Genomic DNA, 21,471 nt, shown 5'->3' with positions numbered 1-21,471 from the left:
CGGTCATCAGCAAGAAAGCCAGATGGCTTTTACGGCCCAAAGACGGCTTTTGACCTGGGTGAAAATCCCTTTCCAGGTAGTGGCGTTTGCTTCTATTGAGCGGTCTCTATTCGGGATGTTTCGGTAAGAGGCTGTGGATCACGGATGCGGCCGATATTCGGCACTGTTCACAGTAAAATGCCAAATAAATTCGATGAAATGCCCTTCTCTTGATCGCCTCTTTCGTGTATTTGGTGATGTCTCTCCTAATGTAGGATAGTCTTTAGTATTATTCATGTGATAGAGAAGAGAACGTGCTCAGTATTGTTGGTTTAATAAATGGAAGATTGCTGTTACTATCGATCCAATAAAGAAGGGATCTATAGTATCCTCGGCATAATAAAAAAGATCAGTAAGATGAACTTTACATTGCGCACTAGAGAGTGATGTAGAAAAAGATCATGTTGATGACCTCTCACATGAGAGAGGAGATAATCAGCAGTTCAGAAGTAAAGGAGGTATTCAAACTGACAAGGTGATGAGAGTAACGCCTCTCGTTTTGAAGATAGTCAGGATATACGCTCACATGCGAAGACATGTGAGCTATGAATCGAGAGGCTTGATAGTGCCTGCTATCTGACATCGAGAACATGAATCATTAGACCTCTAAAGGTGACAGCTAGCCAAAAGTTACTAGGTCCATCCATTGAATGTCCAATAACGGAGATTCAGGATGAACCAGTGGAAACAATCGCATAGCGAACACAGCCTTGCATCAGGGTTGGCAGCAACGACATCGACGTCAGCCGGCGTCACGAGGTATTGGGAAGTCGGCGAGCATCACGAGCTGATGCAGCAATTGAAGAGCTTTCTCGACACCGTACTGGAGACGAGCCAGATTCCATTCGACATCAGGCATCAATACGGGCGAGAGCATGCGGTGCGTAATCCAATTGGTGTGTCAGGCTACAGAAGCCTGTCGGGCTTCTTGCCTTTGTGTGGGCAGTGGATGGATCTGTACTGGCCAAGCTACGCGTATAGCGCGGATCTGCAACTCTTCTTCGATTGCTTCATGCCGCATCCCTTTGCCCAGGTGTTCGGCTATGGTGTACAGGCGGGCGTCGTTGACAATGCCGTGGCTGCGAATCTCTATAACGACTTCGTCGCGTGCTTGCGTACTGAAGTGGTGCGTCGGGGCGTAAGGAAGACGCTGGCGGACGCGCGAGCGAATCTTCGCGATCAGGCAGACTCCGTGGGTCGCTATCTCACTGAGCTCACGGGTCAACATAAGGGCCTCACGCCTATTCGTGTTGATCTTTACTATCAGCAGGACGCGTTTGACGCCAGTGATGCAATGCTGCGTGGTGGCTGGGCAGCGTCGAACGAGGGGATCTGGATGCCGGTGCCGTCTTGCTTGCCAATGAACCTTGGGCGGCCTGAGACGCGTGCTCGCATCGATACGGCTGTTGCGATGGCGCATCGTGATAGCTTCTTCGGGAATCGTCGCGGAGCTGACAGGCATCTTTTCGAGCGCATGGTCGGACACGTCTGCAAGCTGGAGCAGGGTGGCCGTAGCGGTGCCAATCATTTCCATTGTGTCTTCCTCATCGACGCGCGAGGGCTCACCGATGCGGGCGTACAGGCGCTGAAGTTCGGCTTGGGAGATCGCTGGCATCGTGTGACGGGTGGACGGGGAATGATGTTCGACTGTCACGACGAGGGCTACCGTCGCAGCATCGAGTCGCATGTGCCGTGGGTGCTTGACCGGCTCGACAGTGCCAACGCTGGGCACGTGGCAGCGTTTATCGGTTACGTCGTCGGCTACTTCACCAAGGACGACGGGCAGGCGGTGCGAGTCAAGCCCACGCTCAAAGCGCAGACGCTGACGAAGGGGCGGTAGGTCTTTGTCGTGGGAGCCGGGGAAAGGAGAGAATGCCCAGATAAATAGGGCTGCAATAATTTTTGAATGGCAGGGCGGCTGGAGGATTGGGCGACAGGCTCGCAAGGCCGTCAGCGGGCTGTAATCGGCTCCTGGTGGCCATTTCACATCCATGCGAGTCGCGCGGAATAGCTGGAGAGTCACGTCGCGCAGATCCGGCGACTTCGATGGTCGCGCATTGGCTCGGCACGACTGAGCGCGACTGGACCTGCTGCTGGATTTCGTGTGCGATTCGATGCTGCAACACGCATTCGTCGTGCCGCTATTAGACGCGACGCTGCCAGTCGTGTTGAGCGAACTGTCGCCCAAGCTGCGACTATTTGCGAGCGTGAGCTGGTCTATTTGCTTAGCGTCGGGTATGTGATTTCGTCGACAAGGCAACAGATCAGCCGGTGATCGGTAACACGAAACAGCGTCACGTCGTCGGTGTCTTGCTCGCCAGCAAAGAACAGGTAACCCTTCTCCTTGGTGCCTTTGTCTTTTGCAGCAATCGCCTCTTTGCGGGCGGCTTCGATCTCATTGCGCACGTATGTGCGCTTCGCCTTGCTCCAGTCGGCCCATTCGACGCGAACACGGTGACCACGCGCAAGCCGCTTTTCCTAATCGCGCTCGCCGGCGTCAACGGTGACTTCGAGAAATTCGTCAGTCTCCAGGGGCTTGCTCCACCGAATCGCAGCATAGAAGATCCGGGCGTCCGGATAGCGAGCCAGTTCGTCCCATTTCAGCTTCTTGAATACGGACAGATATTTCGTCGCGTCGATGCCTGGCACTTCCAGTTCGAGATCCCGATCGTACGGGAAATTGATGAAGGTCCGGCAGATCGGGCGAATCGTGTTCGCGACGCGTCGACGGATCGGCGTTGATGTGTCGCTGTTGCCGTCGCCCGTTCGTCTGGTGCCTCCGCCGCCTGTCACGTCATTATCGCCGCCGCCAGGTCCGCCCGTGATTGCCCGGAGCTCGCGCAGGACCAGCTTCGACGGATATGGCGCAGGAAACCCTTCCTTCGACGTGCTCAGGCGTTTCTTCTTGCCCTTGGTGACGAGCTTTTTCTCCCCGTCGACATCGCACCCCGGCTTGTGATCGCCGTCGCGCGCAGTGAAGTATGGCCGGACCACATTCTCCGGTCGATAAGCGGCAGGCGTGAGCTTGATTCGACATCCGCGGCAAACGTACCGGTCTTTGTCGACCTCGGCGATGAGCCAGAGTTGTTCGGCTTCGACGATTTCGCCGGTGATCTTGTCCTGCGCTGAATCCATTTAGACCTCGTTTAGTTCTTCTTCTGCAGCGTGAAGCATTCGTCGTGACGGCGTTGTCTGCTTTACGTATGAAGATTTGGGCGATTCAGCGGTAATCAAGGGTGGGATGAGCCGAGCGGTGGTCAGTCCGCAAGGTAAGAAGAGCGTGATGGTGAGAGGCTACGGTCTGTGGGCGGCATCCATGAAATGCCGGTACGATGAGATGGTCGCGGGGATGGTCATCATGGCATTGCTGACGGTAGCGAAGGCACCGCTCAGAAGCCGGGTGTTCCCGTGAGTGGGGCCAGCAGTTCATCGTCACCTGCATCCCACGTCGCGCCATCGAGCATCAGCAGGGAAATGCTCATGTCGTAACGATCTGAAACCACGACCATCTCGCGAGTTCTTGCATCGGGAAACCAGATTCCGCAATCATGCTCAATTCCGTCACGGGAGTCGACGTCAAAAGTCCCCGAGCGCGGCTGCATAACCAGCGATTGCATGGGCAGCTCCATGCCTTCGTGAAGATGGCTGAAGCCGAACCGCTTCGCGCTCGTGCTGCCTTTCCACCAGTGAAGCATGCCTTCGCGAGCGAAAACGATGATCGCGGAGTGCTCGGTGAAGTCGATCCACTTCAGAATGGCCGCCGTCAAAGAAACGCCGTATCGGGCGGCACATTCGCCGAGAACGTCAAGGGTGATGTGCTTTCCCTTTACCTGTTCTCGAAAATCGTCGATCGGCATGAGCAGATACGAGGCGAACAGATCGGCCTCTCGTTCGATGGCCTTTGCCGCCAGTCCAAGCGTCGCGCTCTGGGAGCACCGGAACGCATCCTCGCGCGTGCGATGCAGCACGTAATGGCCGAACTCATGGCCGATCGTGAAGTTCGCCCGCCCGGGGGCGTCTTCGTTAGGGGCGTGCAGGATCACCCATTCTTTCCTTTTGGGCAGCCAGAACAGTCCGCCCTCGAAGCCGTCGAGATCCTGGGCTAGAACTTCGCCGATAGGTCGATCTGGCGACACCTGCCGCGACCATTCAACGGCAAGTTCGCCGGCCCGGATGGGAAACGCCGAGCCATGTACAGCCCGCCAGAGCTGCACCAGCTTCATTGCTTCGCGCTGCGGCGACAGAAGCTGATCAGTCACGTTTTCGGTCGAGAACTTCGAGGATGTCCTGGAGCTGCCGTTTAACGGGCTCGTCTAGCAGTTCATACTTTCGGAAGAACGCCTCGTCGGCAACCTTCCTGGAAGGCTCGGTCTGCGTGTCGTCCAGCAGATACGTGGAGGTGACACCGAGGGCTTGCGCGATGGCAGCGATCCTGTCGGCCGACGGGCGTGCCTTTTCCTTATTCTCCAGCTCCCAGATCGATGACTTGGACGCGCTAACCTGAAGGGCCAGCTGATCGAGCGTGAGCCCTCGCCGTTTCCGCAGCGTGCGGATCTTTTCGCCTAGAGTTGGCATGATGTTCGGAATTTCGATAAAAAAAGTACTTGACTTCGCGCATTCGGAAGTCCAGTATTTTCATTGTCGGACTTCCGAACCGAAAAGGCAAGAAGACCGAACGCCTTTTCGCGTGCGTGTCCGGTGGTCGGATTCGGCGCGAAGCTCTTGAGCGGAAGGAGAGCATCATGCCGAAAGCACTGAAACCGGGGACGCCGGCGCCGTCCTCCGGGCTGTACCGCAATAACGTGACTCGCACCGAAGTGACTGGGGTGAGGGGCCGTCCGCTGCCGCCTACTCCCGGGCGTCATCAGACCTACACCCTGGTCGATCCCGCGAAACATAAGCGCTAATTCGAGAGCGGGAGGACGGCGCAATGAGTACACCAGCACTGACTATTAGCCCTTTGGGCGGCGGCAGGGAAGAAGGTCGCGGAGCGAAGTCGCAGGTGCCGCAGCGGCGGCCTACCTTTTCGCATCGTGCCGCGACGCAGTTTTTTCACCTTGCCGATACGATCGCGCGCTCGCACGAGCCCACGGCGACGCAACTTTTGGCGCTCGAGTCCTCCTACATCAGCACTGCGGAGTATCTTGCCGAGAGTGACGAGTTCGCCGGTCTGACGACGAACATTCATGGCCATGGCTCGAGGGCGCTGGGGACGTTGCTCAGACCGTCGGATGAATCGCGTGAGGGCTTCGACATTGATCTCGTCGCCCGGCTTGATCAGCGTGCCATGTTGAGATACGGCGGCGACGGTGGTCCCGGGTTGTTGATCAACCACCTGCATGCCGTCCTTTCACGATATGCGAGCGCACACAGTCTGAAGATCAAGCGCTGGGAACGGTGCGTCACGCTTGAATATGCAAGCGGCATGTTCGCGGACATCACGCCGGTTGTCGACGATCCGCTATCCTGGGCGCCGTACGGCGACACGCATGGCCGTGTCCCAGATCGCCAGTTGCGGACGTACGAACCCACGAATCCGCGCGGGTTGACCCGCAGCTTTGCGCGTGCAGCAGCGATTGCGCCGGTCTTCACTGCCGTCGAGCATCTGACATTCGCGGCCGACTCCGTTCGCAAGTCCATTTCCCCCCTTCCGAAGGCCGACGAGGTTTTCGAGCGATTGCTGAGCCGCCTCGTCCAGCTGCTCAAACTGCATCGGAACGTAGCGTTCGGGAAGGCGAGCAGTCACGAGGATTTTGCTCCCTCGTCCGTGTTCATCACTACGCTCGCAGCGGCGGCGTACGTCGATCTGGCTTCGAAACCCCATTCCACGCCGCTCGATCTTCTGCTTGATATCGTCGAGGCGATGCCGCGGTACTTCACGCGGGAACGCGATTTCGGTGGCCGGGAAGTCTGGTACCTCCAGAACCCGTCGTCACCTTACGACAACCTCGCGAGCAGCATGAATACACGTGAGCGCCAGGGGGCATTTGACGAGTGGCATGCCCGGATCTGTCGGGACCTGCGCAAGCTCGTTGACGCGATTGAAGCAAACGCTGGCCTGGATGCCGTCGTTCGCATCGTGCTCGCTGTTTTCGGGGAGCGCGCGGAGGCGGAGATTCTCAAGGATGATCGGGTGCGACGGGAAGCGGGCCGGAAAGCAGGGCGCGTGGCCATCATGGGCGGCGGCGCGGCCCCATCTTCCGTCATCGCCAGATCGAAGCCGCACACCTTCTACGGTGACTGAATGCGCCGCGTCCCGCCACCACCGCGTCTTGCCGCACGGGCGCTGGATCTCGCGTCGTTGCAACTGGCAGACAGTTCATTTACCTTGTGTTCCGGCAAGGAGCTGCGCTTCGTGTTCGTTGTCTGCCCCGGACCGTATGCGCGCAGATACCGATGCCTTCTTCGGCTGAAGGCCGGACGCAAGGTGCCGGATCTGTTGGTACTGGAGCCCGACCTGAATGCTCTCGCAAACGGCAAGCGCCCGCCGCATACCTACTTGCACGACGGGCTGGGCACGAAACTCTGCCTGTGGTGGCCGAAGGCGCGTGAATGGTCTACGGGCATGAAGTTGTCGGAGACGTACATTCCGTGGGCCGTCGAGTGGCTGGGGTATTTCGAGGAATGGCTGGCGACGGGAAAATGGACGGGCGGCGGTGAGCATCCACCGTCGGCTCCTCGTCGACGGTATGGCATCGGACGAACGGCCGCATGAGACGCTCCAGGCGGGCATAGCTTGACATGACTTGCCGGTGTTATTGAACGCTTTACCTTAAACAAAAATGTCCAACGTAGATCCGATACGAAAACGCTACTTCGATGACGTCGAGCTTGCCGATACCGCGACGGACTGGTTGTTTTACTGCGGTGCGGCCTTGTCGGTTGCCTCGTTACTGCTCGACAAGAGCGCGTACCCGAGGATCTACGATTGGGTTCAGGTTGGTTTTCTGATTGATGCCATTGCCTTGTTTGTCCTCGGTCAGATTTCCCGGTTGTATCTAACACCCCGGGCAGAAGACAAACGTCGCCAGGACTTCTTCGGTCGTGCGTTCAGCGTCAGTCTTAGTCATGAAGTGACGGACGGCTACTACAATAACGATGCACGCGATCCGAACAGGAAGTTAGCGGCGCAGTTGCTCGAGAATAGCCTCTTCAGCAAGACTATCGCTTTGTCGATGGCGCGGGTCGAGCGCATCAAGCTTCTCATATATGCAGTGCTCTGGCTCATCTGTGTAATTAACCGCCAGTCCGATCTCGGGGTGATTCTGGCGGCGTCGCAGGTGATCTTCAGCGAGCAGTTGGTATCCCGCTGGCTGCGACTCGAGTGGTTGAGGATGCGATTCGAGAAGACATACGACGACGTGTACCGACTGTTTCAGTCTCGCCCCGCTGCCTCGACGTTTGCGGCGATGGCTCTCGATTCGTTGACGTCGTATGAAGCGGCGAAATCCACGGCTGGCATCACGCTTTCGTCAGGGACGTTCGATAAATTGAACCCGTTGATTTCGAAGGAGTGGACCTCCATCAAGGTGCTCCTCAAGCTTTGAAGGCGCGATCCGGAGAGCGAGTCGCGGCTGGCGAACGCTCGTATCGTGATGATCGACGGGGCGCGCGGCGCAACGAGGGGGAACCGTGGTCACGCTTCGAGCATACGCTTTGTTCCAGTGGCTGCCGGACAGATCAGAGTCGGAATAGCTTCCTGATTTCGGTCTCTGCCTTCACCTGCATGTCACTTTTCTCAAACTGTCTGACGTTGGCGATGATCTTCTTTGCACGGCTGATTTCGTCATTCACTCTTTGCGATTGCGACCGACTGGTGCTGAGGCTCTCGACAGCATCAAAGAAGTAATCCCTCTGGTTGGATTGCCACCAAAAGCTCAGATCACACACCCATTTCTCTATTGCAAAAGACTCGAACGGGTACCCGCTGGCCGCGTTCCAGTACTTGAATAAACGGATGGTCGGCTTGATCAGCGACTTGTTTGCCTTGTTCTTCGCTTCGAGTACGCCGTTGAAATCGTTGGGGGCTGTGCTTATCCAGCGGTCCGGGCCGCTCGGAATTCGCAGTCCACTGAGCCAGGCCGTCGTCGCGGGCACAAGGTCGAACTTGATGTGATTCAGTTCGAGAACGATGGTTGGGTTGGATTGGTAAATTTCCGACGAGCGGTACCGTTTTTCGACAAAGGTTCTCAGGCGGCTGAGGTACGTCTGTGGTGTGGCATTGCCGTCATTGAAAACGATCATGTAGTCGATATCCGATTGCTCGTCCATCGCGCGCGGCAAGATGGTGCCCCGTGTTGACGATCCGAAGCGAAAGTGCTGCTTGATCATCCCGGGCGCAAAATGCTGCGCCATCCGGGACTGCAGGCTGGCAATCGAGACGTCAATCGACGCCTGTTCGATCGGCGCGAGTATCGCGTTGGTGGCTGTACTCGTCAGAAAGCTCAATACCGACATTCTGTCGTCCTCTTCGACTTGCTGCTATCCACACACGTCGCAGGTCGCTGCAGGGTTCTGGTAGGTTCGAAAGCCCTGATGAGGATCGCGAATGCGTTGCGGATGATAATGCGACTTGATGCAATCGGGAGGGATATCTCGGCGGACGACGTAACATGGCTCTTCTCCGAGACCCAATGGACGACGGGCTACCGATTGTCCCCATGCGGACAACACCATCCTCGCAACCTCATTCCGCTGTTCGGACGGAACGAACGATGCAGGCATGTCTACTTCCAGGATCGTCGGAACCCCATGTCGGCGAAGGCGGAATCGGTAGTCTTCGCCAGCGTCTGGATCGCATAGTGCTGCGGCCAGCGCCATCAGGAACTCACTACCCTGAATGGCATAGTGTCCACAGTCTTCGATCAACGAAGCATCGTCGCCGACAAACCAGATTGCACCCCGCTCCCGGAGACCGCGATCCGAAAACTGCTCTTCGACGCGGTCAATCTTGTCCCGAGGAACATCGGAAAAAATCTCGCGGAAAGTCGCAAACAGTTCCGCACTGTTTTGACCCACCAGGCCCTGCTCGTAGTAGCTGGATAAGGTCCGGGGGCGACAGCCATGAAAGCCTTTGAAGTAGCCGTAATAGGCCGTAAACCGCGAAATGAATTCGGGGACGACGTCTTCGGAATCCGGCAACCACGACATGTCGTCGGACCAGCATTTCGGTCTATCCTGCGCGATCCGGTTCCGGATCGATGGTCCCAGAAGATCATCGGCGTAGTGCTCGATGCTTGCCAGCCAACTCCGACGGGCTCGCCAATCGAAGACTTTGTATTTCATTGCGTTTTTTTATCTGTGTCGGCGAGCGATGAATTGCGCGGAGTTCATCTTCGATAACCTGAGCATCGTTACGATTATGCCAAATTGATCCCAGAATGTTGCCGCAGATAGCTGAGTAGTGAATAGCGAATTCGTGCGAGCTCGGGTTCACCGCGCTGCCGCTGCTATGGTGCCCCCGTTGTCCGCTACGACCTCCCGCGACCTGATCTTGGACTGAAGGTCTAGGAAGAGGTCCTCGTACCTGCGCGCTTCGCGCATGTTCTTCGCGATGAAGCTGTCGTTGGTGTCCATCAACTTGATCGCCTGGCCGACAAAGAAAGCGCCTTCCTTCAGCCGCTCCGTCGCATCCTTGCCGTAGGGTGACTTCTTCACTGCGTGATACCTAGCGATGGCCATACGCAGCAGACATAGCGACTGCGGCTTACCCTTCTTTCGCGCCGCTTCGATTGAGTCGTCACCCTTTGAAAGCTCGCCGAGCCGGTACCAGCACAGCGCCAGCGTCAATGACGCATCCGCGTTGTGCGAGTCAAGTTTGACCGCCTGCTCTGCGAGCTGCCGCGCATCCTCCGGCCTCTGGCACCGGTTCAACAGGAACCAAGCGAACCGATCGTGAAGCGCTGCATTCATCGGCTCCTCCTCAATCGCCAGCTTGAAGTTCTCTTCGGCTGCTCTCAGGTCGCCTTGCTCGGTCGCAATCTTCGCGGCCTTGGCAAATTGGCTGCGGAATGCCTCCGCGACCCGGTCTTGCCGATAGGTCTGGTCAACGCGGTATCGCCGCGTCGCCTGCGAATCCACCTTGCGCGCGAAGTCCTTGATTCGACGGCGATCGCCATCGCCGCGTTTTTGCAGATGCTTTTGGAAAAACCGACCCGCGAGCTCGACGATCTGCAGGTCGTAGCGGTCCCCATAGTCGGTGACCATAGCGAAGTAGGTCTCATCTAGTCCCTTTTGGAACTCGACGTGCTGAATACCCACCAGCGCACAGGCGTCGGCGACGCAAAGGCTGTCGAGGGGAACTGCCGCGGACACGAGGACCAGAAAGACGTTCTGCTGGAGTTCGTTGATGCGTAGCCAAGCATCGTCATATAGAAATTCCAATAGTTGATCATTGGTTTTCCTGAATACCTGTTCGATCGCTTGGTTGATGCCGACAGGCGATCTAGCCAGATACTTCACGAGCGTGTCGACGAGCAGCGGCTTGTTGGCAAGTTGATTTGCCGCACGACGCAGAGTGGCCTCGCCAGCTTGCTTGATTGCCGTGGCGTTGTATTCGTCGGCCAACCGCCGCATTAGTGACGTGCATTCGCCGTCTGATAGGGAACTGATCTGGAGCGGCTCGAACGCGACGAATTCCCTTCGCCTTGACGTAATGAGGACGCGACCAAGGCGCCTGCCAATCTGCTTTAGAAAAGCGCCGAAGTCGTCCACCTCGCCCTGCGACGTTGCCAGTGTTTCCGTGTTGTCCAGCACCAGGAGGATGTCATCCCGCTTGAAGCCCTGCTCGGCAAACTCAGCCGCCACGCGGTCAACCAGCGCTACCCCCGTGAGCTTGTAGTAATCCTTGGCCAGCACCGGGTAGAGGCAGAACAGCAGTTCCCGAACGCAGTCTTCCATCGCATCGGAGATACCGCGCAGGTGGATCACGCCCTGATCGGTCCAACGCGTCATCTTCGCCGAGTAGTAGCTGATGACGCTAGGTGGCTTCGCCGTCAGGACTTCATCGCCGTCCAGGATGCGGTTCAGGAATTCGAGCGCCAATGTGGTCTTGCCAATGCCCCCGTCGCCGAAGATGAGGCAAAACCTGGATTCCTCTGGCTCATTGATCCATTCGGTCAGTGTGCTCAGCTCTTTGGACCGGCCCTCAAAAATGCTGGTTTGCCGCACCGGAACGTTGCTAAAGACCGAGTGCCTGCCGCCCCCGAAGTCTAGTTCGATGACGTTGAACTTGCTGGGGAAGTTCGACTCAAGCTCCTCGAAGACCGAACCTTCGGGCAAATCGACCGTGAACGAGTCCGACTTGTCCCAGGCGAGCGTCTGGCCTTCGAGCTTCCATATGCCTTTGCGGGTTTCAACGCCCGAAATCACTACGGGCGATCCCCCGCGAAGTAGGGGCGTCTTTACCAGCAGTTCCGACGAACCGATGTCGGCCTTGAGGGCGTTGGCATCGATGACGCGCGGCAGCGTTTCGCCGAAGCAATTCAAGCTGCGGCGCAGCAGGACCGAGAGCTTGGGTGCCCACTCATCGATGTCGGCCTTGCTCAGCACGCCATGGGCGGGCTTCTTGTTGCGGAAGGTGACCCATGCCAACGCCTCGGCTGCGAGGGTGTTGCCGTAGGCCGGGTCGCGCTCGAACCAACCAGTGTGGTACGCGCGGGCGACATAGCTCCGGATCGCCGGCGTCGCGACGTCGAGGATCTCGACGGGCAGGCCGTCCGTGGGTTGATTGAAGCGCTTCGCAAAAGCGCCCAGCGCGGCGTTGTCCACGGCGTCGGGCGTCAGCTCCCGGATGATCTCGAGCGCCGTCACTGCCGCCACCTGAAATAGCGAGCGAAGGACCGAGCAGAGATAATTGAATTTCTCCGAGCTGGATGTCAGCTGCTCTGCAACCGCCTGTTGGGTTTCGAATAAGTTACGCATTGTTCTGGGGCAATTCACTTACGTCGAGCGAGCCTTATGTAAGCTCGTGGAGCTTGCACTGAATACAGGCAGTGATGATACCGATTATGCACCGGTCGCGTCGATGAGCGGCGGGAGAGGTCGTAGCGGCAGGCACTGGCACGCAATGGCGGTCAGCAGGGAATCGGACGCGTACTGTGCCTTGTGCACGGTATCATCCCTCGGCGCTTGCGGGCTAGGTGCGCTGGATTGATCGGTGAAATCGAGGCGACTACACCGCTCGGTCATTGAACGTCTGCTCCGGAACGGAGCTGTCTCGACATTCCAAGTTACCGGTAGGGACTGGTGCCCGTCATTACGAGCAAAAAAAAGAGGCTCCCGCGATACCCCTGGGGCCCGGTGGTTGCCACGTGCAATTTGATGTCTTGCAACGTGCTCCGCCCTTCCCGGTCGGCGGCCACGCAGCGCCCTCACGCCTTCTTCGCGGGCCGTTTCATCCAATAGCCAATCACGCGCACGCTCACGCCATGCGTTCGCGCCGCCTCGACGCGCGTCATGCCGCCGGGCACCGCCTGCACCACCATCTTCCTCATGTGCGCCTGCTTGGCTTGGTCCAGTGTTCGGCATCAGTTTTCGTCTTCATGCCTCTCTAACGCATGATGCAATATTTGATGCACCGGTCAGTAATTGTCGGTGCCCATGTGCCCGTGACGCATCCGAGTTGTTCGCCCCCGATTATCGCAACCAAAAGTGTCGCTGCAAGTTTGATTTTGACGGTGACGGTTTTTTTGAAGAGTGCACGTGAGTAAGAGGAGCCAGTTCGCTTGATTGGCTCCTCCCACGGAAAGGGCGCCGAGCAAGCGCACCCCCTTGATTGCGTTACGGATTGCCGTACTGCCAGGTGTTGACGTAATACTCGCCGCCTGCCTGCCAGCCAAGCTGCACCTGAACGGCTTGCTCTGCCGTCATAGTTGCAGTCGATGTCAGCACATCGGTGAACGACGTATTGAACGCAAACGGCGACGGGGTGTTGCCCGTACTCGCCCCCCATACTGTCGCGTCGTAGGTCGTGGCCGGGATGCTGGCTTGGGCAACGCCAATCGAATTGATCGACGCCCAGAAGTTCGGATAGAACGAACTGGTTGGGGTCGTCCAATCGAGCGAGGCCAACGTGCCCGGCGCACTTTGCGTACCGGAACCACCCGGCGTCAGGTAATTCGCGACTACGTCGTTGCCGAGTGTCTGCCACGCCACCGTACCGCCTGCTGCCGCCGCATAGTTGCGCGCGATGTTCTGGATCTGTTCCGAGCGAATCTCGGTGCCGGTCGTGTCGTACAGCGTGACCGTGTAGACGCCGAAGCTCGAGATCGTCGAGACGTTTTGCGACGACGACGCATATTCCGGCAGACCGTTGGGCGAGAACGACGTCGTGCCACCCGAGATCGGTGCCCACGCCCACTTGTAGGTCGTGGACATGCCACCGTTGACGCGATTGCCAACACTTGTGAGCGGTGCGGTGAGGGTACCTGTCGGAATTTCGAGATAACCAGCACCTGTGCCGTTACCAGCGGTCTGGAACCACAGGCCATTGGCAGGGAGGCCCGGTCCAGTCACCACGGCAGAGCCGACGCCCGTGGCCGTACCGTTGACCTTCACCGAAGATGGAATCTGGATGTCGAGGCCCGACTCGTAGTGTGCGTTGACGGCATCCGCCGAATCCGTGTACTGAACGCGGCCGAGGAACGACGCGATGTAGGCGCTGTCCTGCAACTGGTTGCCAATGATGTCCCATTGGCCGTTAGGCAACAGCTGCACGTAATCCATGCCGAAGTCGGGCGTGCCATCCGGATCGGTCATCAGCAGATAGACGAGCGCGGCTGGATTGCTGATACCGGCGAGCGTACCAGTCGGGATGAATGCGACCGTCTTGATGCCAGTCAGCACGGTGCCTTTGGTGAAGAGCGTGTGACGCTTGGCGAAGCCGGCGACGCCCGTGCCAACGCCGTTGTTCAGGTAATTGGCATCGATCGCTGACGTGCAATTGCTGTCCGAGGTGTCGGTTGCGCCCCCCTGAACGTTCGACATGCAGGCGGAGAGTGAAGCCTGCAGGCTGGCGAGGTAGTTCGCGGCCTGGGCGGGAGCCGTAAGCGCGGTGGATACTCTCGTGCTCGAGTTGAGCTGGATTGCCGTATTGGGATTGGCAAGACTTGTGATCTGCAGCCCAGCGCCCGAGGCTGACGGCGTGACGGCGATGGAATCGATCACGGCATCAGCGCCGGTCTGGTTCGGAGCGAAGGTCGTGGCGATGGGATCGAACGAGGCCGGAACGCTGTTGGCCGACAGGATCGGTGCGATCGCGGCATCGAGGGTGGTTTCCGCCGTGGTAATAGCAGAAGACGTGATTGCCGATGCGTTACTCGCCAGATCCGCCGGATTACCAGACTGAGTCATGAGCGCGGCGACGGCCGTCGTCAGCGGTGTCACGTTCGCATTGACCGGCGCACCATTGGCCGTGTTGACGTTAGCGACCACCGAATACAGCGTGCCCGACACACCGGACGGATCGGCGGCGGTGATCAGGAGCGGCGCGCTCAGTCCGGTCAAAGAAACGCTGTAGGCACCATTGGCACCCGACGTAGCCGAAACCGTCTTGCCGTTCGCACCCGTCACGGTGACCGTCGCGCCAGTCAGCGCGGTACCGATGGCGACGGTGCCGGTCATCGACGTCGCGGCGGCAGTGACCGGCTGGTTGGACGTTGATGCGCTGGAGCCCCCGCCCCCGCCGCATGCTGCAAGCGAAAATGCCAATGAAGCGCCCAATGCGAGCTGTGCAATCCCCGTAATGGATCGAATTTTCATTCTTCTATGGTCCTTATTGGTTGAGTCGTGCTGAGGAAGGGTCGCCGGATCATGGGCGGCCCTGAAGTTGCGATGGAGTTAGCGATCGAACTGCCAGCCGTTGTCGGTTTTGGCCATGTCCAGCGTGTAGTGGAACTGGAGCGTGTTTTTACCGCTGAAGCCCGGGCCATCGACCTTGGTAAACAGGTCCCGGGCGGCATCGCCTGGGAAGTTCGGACAGGCCTGGTCGAACTCGGATCGGAACGTGCGCGGGCCGTAGCTGGTGATCAGCTCCTGATATATCGCCGCCTGTTTCTGCTCATCGTCTTTCAGATCCGAATCGTCAGCCGCGCTTTTACCGCTGTCGGCGTCATCCTTGCGGATCTGCATTTCCTGCTTGAGCAAATCCTGGCGCTCAGACGTTTTCTTTGCCCAGTCTTCCAGCTTGTTCTTCTGATCGCCGTCAGCTTCGAGCGTCAGGCTGTATTTCACTTCGACCTGGTAGTGGTGATCGTCACTCCCCTGAGTACCGTTGACTCGATTGAAGTCGGACATCTCGACGTACTTGCAGTCACCCAGTTGGGCTTGAACGGCTTGCTTCGCATCGCTTTCGCTCGGCGCGCTGTTGCCGCATGCGGCAAGCAGGGCGGTCAGCGCAGTGAGGGCGACGAGATGAGGAATGCGGGGATAGCGGTGGTTCTTCATGCGGAGATGCCTCTTTTCGATTTGTAAGGTTCTGGTTAAGAAGGTGATGGTGTCGTTCAAGCGGATAACGACAATTCATCTTAAAAAGTTTAATATCAACTCAAAAAGTCCTTAATTTTAAAGGTCGTGTGCTCAACCATTCAAGTTGAATGGGAGAACACATGGCGCAGGTTGATCTGGATGAGCTGGCCGGCCTGATTGGCCGGGCGATCGCAAAGCATCGGCTGGAGAGCGGCTTGACGCAGGAGCAGGTCGCGGAGATGCTCGGCATCGGCAATGAGGCGGTATCGCGCGTGGAGCGCGGCTTGGTGATGCCGACCGTTGCCCGGCTGGTGGAGCTGGCTGAAATCTTCGGCTGTGACGCCGCAGATCTGCTGACCGGAGCCAGCACGCGCAGCAGTGATCAGGGGAAGTACGTCGGCCAGCTTCTGGCGAAGCTCAGCGGCAATGACCGGGCGATGGTGGTCGAGATTGTTGAACGTCTGGCTGGTCGCCTTGCGCGACGCTGAGGGGATCGAGCTGGTTGCTGACGCAGGTACGACCGGAGGTGCTCGCTCAGCGGCGCGCGGGCAGCGGCGGTACGGCGGCCCGACCTCTGGCCCCGACGCGCCTGCATAACGCCCACCGTTCCGTAGAATCTCCGGTTCCCCATCGTCAAAAGAGGAGCGGCATGGCTATCCGGCTTCTGGTTGATACGTGCGTCTGGCTCGATCTCGCGAAGGACTATCGCGAGCAGCCCGTTATAAGTGCGCTGGAAGACCTTGTCGAGAACGACGATATCGAACTGATCGTGCCGCAGCAGGTGCTGGACGAATTCGACCGGAACAAGGCCCGCATCATCGACGAGGCCCGACGCGGCCTGCAGTCGCATTTCCGGCTGGTCATGCAGGCCGTGAATCAGTTTGGTGACGACGGCCGCAAAGCCGACCTGCTGGCGGGACTGAACGAGGTCGACCACCAGATCGGCGTTGACGGCGACGCGGTAGGCGGTTCGATCGAACGTATCGACAGGCTTCTACGCCGCGCTCCCGCGCTCGCAACCAGCGACGCGGTCAAGCAGCGCGTCACCGAGCGTGCGCTCGCGAAGCAGGCTCCCTATCACCGTGCGAAGAACAGCGTGGGAGACGCCATCCTCGTCGAGATGTACGTCGATGTGGTTTCGGGCGCGATCGAGGACGCGTCATGCGCGTTCATCACTCACAACACGAAAGATTTCAGCGATGCAAACGGCGACTTTCGGAAGGCGCACGCCGACCTCGTGCACCTGTTTGATGCGCCGAAGTCATCCTACTGGATATCGATGGTTGAATTCCTGAAGGACTACTGCCCCGATCTGCTTGTCGAACACGACTTCGAGTTCAACTACTCGCAGGAAGCGCGGCGGCTACCAGAGATCCTCGAAGCCGAACACCTGTTGTTCCGGCAGGTCTGGTACAACCGCCACTGGAATCTTCGCCACGAGATTGAGACTGGCAAACATCATGTCGTCGCGGAGAAGGACTATAGCCGGAACCCGTATCGGGCAGACCAGACGCTCGATACCGTATGGGAAGGCGCACTCGCTGCCGCGAAGAGGACCGAAGACGAGGTCGGCATCGAGAGCCTCGGCCCGTGGGACGACTTCGAGTGGGGAATGATCAACGGCAAGCTCTCGGCGTTGCGATGGATTCTCGGGGACGAATGGGACATGCTGGACACATAGGGGTCTCAATCAAGCGTCGAAGAAGCGCACCAGCTTCGCGCGTTCGAGTTCGTCGTTCGTGAAGGTCGTGCGTAGCGATCGTGTCGACCCGCCAATGTAGCGGACGTCCTCGATCGCTCGACGCGGTTGCGGGATCTGGCCGGTGTCATTGCGTGGTCGGAGCGCCTTGCGCCCGCTTGGATTGACCACGAACATGCCGAAGGTCTCGTCGGCCTCAGCAGCGTCGACTATCGCCTGATTGACGTGCTCGTCGCCAAAGCCGTAGCCGATGGTCATTAAACGCGAGCCGCGTTCGCGCAGGCGTGCGCGGAACTCGTCGGCGTATCGCGTGAGAAGCGCCGAGCCTGCAATCGCCTCGACCTTGCGTGCACCCATCACGAGCAGGTCGTTGCCGTCCTCGCTGCGCCAGTTGACCGAGCCATGCAGCTTGAAGACTGGCTGGGCTTGACGTTCCACACGGTACTCGGCGTCCGGTCGCGGTCGCCAGTCCGCCGCGAGCTTTTCCTCTGGGCGAAGATTCCAGAAGTTCGGCGGCAGCGCCATGCCGGGGTATTGCACGCTTATGCGTGGATCGTGGGGCACATAAAACAACTCGAGGAGCAGATCCTGATTGAGCGTGAAGATGGCGTCGAAGCGAGCCAGAAAGCTGGTGATGCTGCGCTGGATGAAGTTCGGGCCGTTGCCCTGAAACTCCAGACCGGGTCGATCCGCGAGCATCGCGTTCATGTCGTCGAAGGATGCCCTGACCGCGCGCTCCATCAGGTTTAGCCGCTCGCGTTGCGCCGCTTGCCGGTGATGACGCCACTCGCGTTGCAGGTCGCCAAGTACCTCTTCGAAGTTCGGATTGTCGGTGAGTCGTTTGCAGAGATCCCGGTTGTCTGCAAGGCGGCTAATCAGGTCGTCGGCTAGTTCGCCGGCAAGCCAGCCGTCCCAATTGCGGGTGAATCCCGCTCCGAGCAAAAGTAGATGTGCCACCCGCTTTCCCCGCACGATTCAGATCGCTCATTCTACCCATGCGGCTGGACGCAGTTCCAACGCGAACGCAATCGCCGATGATTCACGCGGTGAAGGGCGGACGAAAGAAAAATTGGCTTGTCGCGGATTTTCGTGGCGGGCGGCTTCGGCTGCCTTCGGCCATCAGCTGCCCTTGGCGACTGTCGACTCCCCGGCACCTGACCGACACCCTGTCGGCAATCGGTCGGCAATTGGTCGGCAATCGGTCGGTTGACTAATGTCCTCCGTTCGTTATAATGAGCGTTCACTCACTCATTGTTCTTTATGGCCCGCCCTCTCAGTGCAGACAAGCGCCAAACGATCCTGGAGGCGGCCACTCGGTTGATCGCGGAGGAGGGACTGTCCGCCTCCACAGCTCGCATCGCGAAGGCAGCCGGCGTGGCCGAGGGGACCATCTTCATCTACTTTGAGAGCAAGGACGAGCTGGCCAACCAGCTGTATCTGGACCTCAAAGGCCAGCTGCGACTGGCTTATTCGGACCTGCCGGGCTCTAAGGATCTGCGCGAAAGTCTTGAGCAGTTTTGGTCCGCCTACGTGAGCTGGGGGCTGGCGCATCCAGCGCAGCGCCAGGCGATGGCGAAGCTCAAAGTCTCTGACCGAATCACCCCCACGACGCGGGCGTCGGCCGCGGAAAGCTTCCAGGTCGTCAGCGGCCTGTTGATGAAGGCCAGGTCGCTGGGGGCGCTGCGCAAGCAGCCGCCGGCATTCGTCGGCGCGCTGATGGTTGCGATGGCGGAGGCCACTATCGATTCGATCGCCGCAGAGCCCAAGCTCGCCAAAACCGCTTGCGCCGACGGCTTCTCGGCATTCTGGCGCGCCATCGCGACGGGCTGATTTCTAACGAGCGACCCGCCGTTCTTCGACCCAATTCAAGAAGGAACGAAGATGAATGAACCAACCCGACGCGACTTTCTCGCGGTCGTGGCCCTCGGCGGCGCCGGACTCGTCGCGGGCTGCGCGTCGCTGGCCGGACGGAATCCACACAACTTGGAAGGAAGCATGATGATGCGCAAGGTGAGTTTCAAGCGAGATGGCTTGACACTGGCGGGAAACCTGTTCGAGCCCGAGAACTTCAACGAGAGCGGCCGCTACCCGGCGGTCGTCGTGGCGGGCTCTCTCAGTTCAGTTAAAGAGCAGATGGCGGGCGCTTACGGGCGCAAGCTCGCGGAGAACGGGTTCGTGGCGCTTGCGATCGACTACAGTCACTATGGCGAGAGCGAAGGGCAGCCTCGGCAATTGGAGTCTCCCGCCGCCAAGTTGAGCGATCTGAAAGCCGCCGTCTCGTATCTAACGGCCTTGCCTTATACGAAGGCTGTCGGGATGGTCGGCGTGTGCACATCGGCCGGAAGCGGCGCTTACCTTGTCGCAGACGATCCGCGCGTCAAGGCATTTGCGACGATCGCTGCATTCCTGCCAGACCCCGAGTTAAACGAACGTCTTGTCGGCACGGCGGAAATTGCGCGGCGTCGCGCGGCGGGAGCGGAGGCGAAGCTGAGATTCGAGCGGAGCGGAGAGCAGGTGACGGTGCCGACCTACAGCGTGAATGATCCGAGCGCCCTGAATTACAACCCGAAGGGAAACTACGACTACTACTTCAACAAGGCGCGCGGCGGCGTCCCAGAGTGGAAGAACGAGTTCGCCGTGATGTCGCACGGGCCCTGGTTGGATTTCGACCCGATGAGCAAGGCGCTGGCCATCGAAGTTCCGACGATCATGGTTCACTCTGGCGGATGCGCCTTCCCTGAGCAGGCCAAGAAGTTCTACTCGCTCCTGGGGGCAGTGAAGGAATTGGCGTGGGGGGACGGCACCCATTTCGACTATTACGATCAACCGGCGCAGATCGACTATGCGGTAAAGAACGTCGCCGCCTTCCTCCACAAACATCTGTCTTAGGGATGTTCTATGACACGGGTGATGCTACCGACGAGATCAAGCATCCGAGCGACTGATCGCCGGTTAAAGTGGGACGGCTGGACGCTCACCCTCAATCGACCAAACGGTCGTCTGCCTATGTGTCCCTCCTCCGGAGCCCCCCCTTCGGGCGGCTCTTTACAGGTCCGACTGACCGCTTTGATGCGACGAGTTCAGGACAGCGGATGTCGCTGAAGGGTCGAACCCAGTCGAATACAGCATGCTAGGTTCGCCCAAACACCTAGGTGTTCGATCAGTACTCGTCGGGAAGCAGGATAGTCGTAGCTGCGCGATCAGCCTCCGTGATGATCCACACCTTCCCAGTCCCGTTCGGCAGGTTGTAGCTCGACAGCAATCGCTTTCCTGTCAGCAAGGCGAGTTCGTTCGAGGCAAGATCCTCTACGCTTACATCACCCCAGTCACCGTGAATGTGCCGAGCGAGTAGCAGCAAACCTTCGATGCCAGCCGCATCGAGCGCGGCCTGAGCTGCGGGAGTGATGACAGGTCGCCCCATCGGAAAACGCGGGCCATTCGTGTAGCTCATGCGCGGCCCTCCTGTACGTAGTCGGCCTTCGGCCAGGCAGGATAGTGACGGTTCGCCGGTTGAGTCGGACGTGAGTCCCTACTGAGCACGACGTCATCGAGCCGTTCGATCGTCGTATGCGCGCGATTCCACTCCGTGATGACTAGAACTCGTGTCTGGTCGGGCAGGCGATAGATCGAGATCAGGCGCAGGCCGGTGGCGATCGACACGTCGTTCTGTCGCTTGTCGTCTTCGGACACAACGCCCCAGTCACCGGCAATGTGGCGGAGCACAACGCTGATAACCGGCACGCCGTTCGAGCGCAATACTTCGATGGCCGCCGGAGCGACGAGAAGTTTTCCAGGGTGGAACAGCGGTTTGAGTCGGGTAGCTTGGAACATCGAAGTCTCCTGAAAATGGACGTGCACGCCCCTCCGGTCGAGCCGGATGCGCGCGGGAAATGAAGGGAAGCCCGGCGGAGTGCGCCGGTCGAACAGGTCTGGGAGTTACGGTCTACGGTTGCTCGGCTTCAGCGGAACGCCTACACCGAATTGCCTGGGCACCTCCATGTGCGCTCGGAGCGTTGGGAAGAGGCTGATGACACCGGGCATCGAGGCGAGGACGCGGACCAGCTCGCGCTGGCGGTACTGCTCGAAAGCCCAAGCTGCGGCGAAACTGAGAGCCGTGATACCGGCCACGACGCCGAGCCCCTTTGTCACGGGACAGAGGCGTGGCGGCAGATGAACGAATGTCGTTTCATGCATGAATTGCTCCAGATAAAGGGCGAGCACGGGCCTCCGAAGAACCGGATAGCGTGATCGCGTCGTGATGGAAAAGA

At 58.9% G+C, this 21,471-nt stretch carries 22 protein-coding genes; 8 read left to right on the top strand and 14 right to left on the bottom strand.

Going from position 1 to position 21,471, the window contains the following annotated elements; translation table 11 throughout:
• The first annotated feature begins 712 nt into the window (after positions 1-712).
• Positions 713-1,879 (top strand): hypothetical protein, encoded by a 1,167-nt coding sequence (locus M3A49_RS18670; RefSeq protein WP_266230110.1) that lies wholly within the window; start codon positions 713-715, stop codon positions 1,877-1,879.
• Positions 1,880-2,256: 377 nt separating this feature from the next.
• Here the strand turns inward: M3A49_RS18670 and M3A49_RS18665 are convergent, their stop codons facing one another.
• The 4 genes from M3A49_RS18665 to M3A49_RS18650 form a co-directional block, all read right to left on the bottom strand.
• Positions 2,257-2,445, bottom strand: coding sequence for a hypothetical protein (locus M3A49_RS18665; RefSeq protein WP_266230109.1), 189 nt, complete (start codon positions 2,443-2,445; stop codon positions 2,257-2,259).
• A gap of 72 nt (positions 2,446-2,517) precedes the next feature.
• Positions 2,518-3,174: a hypothetical protein gene (locus M3A49_RS18660; protein ID WP_266230108.1), complete on the bottom strand. Its 657-nt coding sequence runs from the start codon at positions 3,172-3,174 to the stop codon at positions 2,518-2,520.
• A gap of 254 nt (positions 3,175-3,428) precedes the next feature.
• Positions 3,429-4,298: an ImmA/IrrE family metallo-endopeptidase gene (locus tag M3A49_RS18655; protein WP_266230107.1), complete on the bottom strand. Its 870-nt coding sequence runs from the start codon at positions 4,296-4,298 to the stop codon at positions 3,429-3,431.
• Positions 4,291-4,614 carry a helix-turn-helix domain-containing protein gene (locus M3A49_RS18650; RefSeq protein WP_266230106.1) on the bottom strand — a complete coding sequence of 108 codons (324 nt, stop codon included), beginning with the start codon at positions 4,612-4,614 and terminating at the stop codon, positions 4,291-4,293. The genes M3A49_RS18655 and M3A49_RS18650 overlap by 8 nt, the downstream gene beginning before the upstream one ends.
• A gap of 355 nt (positions 4,615-4,969) precedes the next feature.
• Here M3A49_RS18650 and M3A49_RS18645 point away from each other — a divergent pair, with 355 nt between their 5' ends.
• The 3 genes from M3A49_RS18645 to M3A49_RS18635 all read left to right on the top strand — a co-directional run bounded on the left by M3A49_RS18645 (position 4,970) and on the right by M3A49_RS18635 (position 7,586).
• A complete protein-coding gene (locus M3A49_RS18645; RefSeq protein WP_266230105.1) occupies positions 4,970-6,283 on the top strand; it encodes a nucleotidyltransferase in 1,314 nt (437 codons plus the stop codon).
• Complete coding sequence (locus M3A49_RS18640; protein ID WP_266230104.1) at positions 6,284-6,754, top strand: hypothetical protein; 471 nt, start codon at positions 6,284-6,286, stop codon at positions 6,752-6,754. It abuts the gene before it with no gap.
• Positions 6,755-6,821: 67 nt separating this feature from the next.
• Entirely contained in the window at positions 6,822-7,586 is a 765-nt protein-coding gene (locus M3A49_RS18635; RefSeq protein ID WP_266230103.1) for a hypothetical protein, read from the top strand.
• 133 nt (positions 7,587-7,719) lie between these two features.
• Here the strand turns inward: M3A49_RS18635 and M3A49_RS18630 are convergent, their stop codons facing one another.
• The 6 genes from M3A49_RS18630 to M3A49_RS18605 all read right to left on the bottom strand — a co-directional run bounded on the left by M3A49_RS18630 (position 7,720) and on the right by M3A49_RS18605 (position 15,543).
• Entirely contained in the window at positions 7,720-8,496 is a 777-nt protein-coding gene (locus M3A49_RS18630; protein ID WP_266230102.1) for an SMODS domain-containing nucleotidyltransferase, read from the bottom strand.
• A 24-nt stretch (positions 8,497-8,520) separates the two neighbouring features.
• Complete coding sequence (locus M3A49_RS18625) at positions 8,521-9,324, bottom strand: hypothetical protein (protein WP_266230101.1); 804 nt, start codon at positions 9,322-9,324, stop codon at positions 8,521-8,523.
• Positions 9,325-9,471: 147 nt separating this feature from the next.
• Positions 9,472-11,961: a hypothetical protein gene (locus tag M3A49_RS18620; protein ID WP_266230100.1), complete on the bottom strand. Its 2,490-nt coding sequence runs from the start codon at positions 11,959-11,961 to the stop codon at positions 9,472-9,474.
• Positions 11,962-12,410: 449 nt separating this feature from the next.
• On the bottom strand, positions 12,411-12,533 hold the full coding sequence (locus tag M3A49_RS18615) for a hypothetical protein (RefSeq protein ID WP_266230099.1): 123 nt from the start codon (positions 12,531-12,533) through the stop codon (positions 12,411-12,413).
• 286 nt (positions 12,534-12,819) lie between these two features.
• A complete protein-coding gene (locus tag M3A49_RS18610; RefSeq protein ID WP_266230098.1) occupies positions 12,820-14,661 on the bottom strand; it encodes a cell wall anchor protein in 1,842 nt (613 codons plus the stop codon).
• A gap of 216 nt (positions 14,662-14,877) precedes the next feature.
• The gene (locus M3A49_RS18605; RefSeq protein WP_266230097.1) at positions 14,878-15,543 is read right to left on the bottom strand and encodes a hypothetical protein; all 666 of its coding nucleotides are present in this window, start codon (positions 15,541-15,543) and stop codon (positions 14,878-14,880) included.
• Between the two features lie 101 nt (positions 15,544-15,644).
• On the opposite strand from M3A49_RS18605, the gene M3A49_RS18600 reads away from it, so the two are divergent.
• On the top strand, positions 15,645-15,992 hold the full coding sequence (locus M3A49_RS18600) for a helix-turn-helix domain-containing protein (protein ID WP_266230096.1): 348 nt from the start codon (positions 15,645-15,647) through the stop codon (positions 15,990-15,992).
• Between the two features lie 161 nt (positions 15,993-16,153).
• Entirely contained in the window at positions 16,154-17,185 is a 1,032-nt protein-coding gene (locus M3A49_RS18595; RefSeq protein WP_266230095.1) for a PIN domain-containing protein, read from the top strand.
• Positions 17,186-17,194: 9 nt separating this feature from the next.
• Here M3A49_RS18595 and M3A49_RS18590 read toward each other — a convergent pair whose 3' ends face one another.
• The gene (locus M3A49_RS18590) at positions 17,195-18,175 is read right to left on the bottom strand and encodes an SIR2 family protein (protein ID WP_266230094.1); all 981 of its coding nucleotides are present in this window, start codon (positions 18,173-18,175) and stop codon (positions 17,195-17,197) included.
• Between the two features lie 288 nt (positions 18,176-18,463).
• Between M3A49_RS18590 and M3A49_RS18585 the strand changes: the two genes are divergently transcribed.
• Complete coding sequence (locus tag M3A49_RS18585; RefSeq protein WP_266230093.1) at positions 18,464-19,033, top strand: TetR/AcrR family transcriptional regulator; 570 nt, start codon at positions 18,464-18,466, stop codon at positions 19,031-19,033.
• 51 nt (positions 19,034-19,084) lie between these two features.
• The gene (locus tag M3A49_RS18580) at positions 19,085-20,092 is read left to right on the top strand and encodes an alpha/beta hydrolase (protein ID WP_266230092.1); all 1,008 of its coding nucleotides are present in this window, start codon (positions 19,085-19,087) and stop codon (positions 20,090-20,092) included.
• A 271-nt stretch (positions 20,093-20,363) separates the two neighbouring features.
• Here the strand turns inward: M3A49_RS18580 and M3A49_RS18575 are convergent, their stop codons facing one another.
• From M3A49_RS18575 to M3A49_RS18565, 3 genes are all read right to left on the bottom strand, one after another.
• Entirely contained in the window at positions 20,364-20,654 is a 291-nt protein-coding gene (locus tag M3A49_RS18575; RefSeq protein WP_266230091.1) for a hypothetical protein, read from the bottom strand.
• The gene (locus M3A49_RS18570) at positions 20,651-21,034 is read right to left on the bottom strand and encodes a hypothetical protein (protein WP_266230090.1); all 384 of its coding nucleotides are present in this window, start codon (positions 21,032-21,034) and stop codon (positions 20,651-20,653) included. Before M3A49_RS18570 ends, M3A49_RS18575 begins: the two co-directional genes overlap by 4 nt.
• Before the next feature lie 105 nt (positions 21,035-21,139).
• Positions 21,140-21,397 carry a hypothetical protein gene (locus M3A49_RS18565; protein WP_266230089.1) on the bottom strand — a complete coding sequence of 86 codons (258 nt, stop codon included), beginning with the start codon at positions 21,395-21,397 and terminating at the stop codon, positions 21,140-21,142.
• Between the last annotated feature and the right edge of the window lie 74 nt (positions 21,398-21,471).

This window comes from Paraburkholderia sp. CNPSo 3076, from assembly GCF_026343935.1.
GTDB lineage: Bacteria > Pseudomonadota > Gammaproteobacteria > Burkholderiales > Burkholderiaceae > Paraburkholderia > Paraburkholderia nodosa.
Note: the sequence above shows the minus strand (reverse complement) of the source record. Positions and strands in the feature narration are given on the sequence as shown.

What these genes read in the sequence shown, in the direction of transcription:
- M3A49_RS18585 (WP_266230093.1), top strand. Translation starts at nt 18,464, where the DNA reads ATGGCCCGCCCTCTCAGTGCAGACAAGCGCCAAACGATCCTGGAGGCG.
- M3A49_RS18630 (WP_266230102.1), bottom strand. Translation starts at nt 8,496, where the DNA reads ATGTCGGTATTGAGCTTTCTGACGAGTACAGCCACCAACGCGATACTC.
- M3A49_RS18650 (WP_266230106.1), bottom strand. Translation starts at nt 4,614, where the DNA reads ATGCCAACTCTAGGCGAAAAGATCCGCACGCTGCGGAAACGGCGAGGG.
- M3A49_RS18640 (WP_266230104.1), top strand. Translation starts at nt 6,284, where the DNA reads ATGCGCCGCGTCCCGCCACCACCGCGTCTTGCCGCACGGGCGCTGGAT.
- M3A49_RS18645 (WP_266230105.1), top strand. Translation starts at nt 4,970, where the DNA reads ATGAGTACACCAGCACTGACTATTAGCCCTTTGGGCGGCGGCAGGGAA.
- M3A49_RS18580 (WP_266230092.1), top strand. Translation starts at nt 19,085, where the DNA reads ATGAATGAACCAACCCGACGCGACTTTCTCGCGGTCGTGGCCCTCGGC.
- M3A49_RS18620 (WP_266230100.1), bottom strand. Translation starts at nt 11,961, where the DNA reads ATGCGTAACTTATTCGAAACCCAACAGGCGGTTGCAGAGCAGCTGACA.
- M3A49_RS18595 (WP_266230095.1), top strand. Translation starts at nt 16,154, where the DNA reads ATGGCTATCCGGCTTCTGGTTGATACGTGCGTCTGGCTCGATCTCGCG.
- M3A49_RS18565 (WP_266230089.1), bottom strand. Translation starts at nt 21,397, where the DNA reads ATGCATGAAACGACATTCGTTCATCTGCCGCCACGCCTCTGTCCCGTG.
- M3A49_RS18615 (WP_266230099.1), bottom strand. Translation starts at nt 12,533, where the DNA reads ATGAGGAAGATGGTGGTGCAGGCGGTGCCCGGCGGCATGACGCGCGTC.
- M3A49_RS18635 (WP_266230103.1), top strand. Translation starts at nt 6,822, where the DNA reads ATGTCCAACGTAGATCCGATACGAAAACGCTACTTCGATGACGTCGAG.
- M3A49_RS18610 (WP_266230098.1), bottom strand. Translation starts at nt 14,661, where the DNA reads ATGACCGGCACCGTCGCCATCGGTACCGCGCTGACTGGCGCGACGGTC.
- M3A49_RS18670 (WP_266230110.1), top strand. Translation starts at nt 713, where the DNA reads ATGAACCAGTGGAAACAATCGCATAGCGAACACAGCCTTGCATCAGGG.
- M3A49_RS18570 (WP_266230090.1), bottom strand. Translation starts at nt 21,034, where the DNA reads ATGTTCCAAGCTACCCGACTCAAACCGCTGTTCCACCCTGGAAAACTT.
- M3A49_RS18660 (WP_266230108.1), bottom strand. Translation starts at nt 3,174, where the DNA reads ATGGATTCAGCGCAGGACAAGATCACCGGCGAAATCGTCGAAGCCGAA.
- M3A49_RS18600 (WP_266230096.1), top strand. Translation starts at nt 15,645, where the DNA reads ATGGCGCAGGTTGATCTGGATGAGCTGGCCGGCCTGATTGGCCGGGCG.
- M3A49_RS18575 (WP_266230091.1), bottom strand. Translation starts at nt 20,654, where the DNA reads ATGAGCTACACGAATGGCCCGCGTTTTCCGATGGGGCGACCTGTCATC.
- M3A49_RS18625 (WP_266230101.1), bottom strand. Translation starts at nt 9,324, where the DNA reads ATGAAATACAAAGTCTTCGATTGGCGAGCCCGTCGGAGTTGGCTGGCA.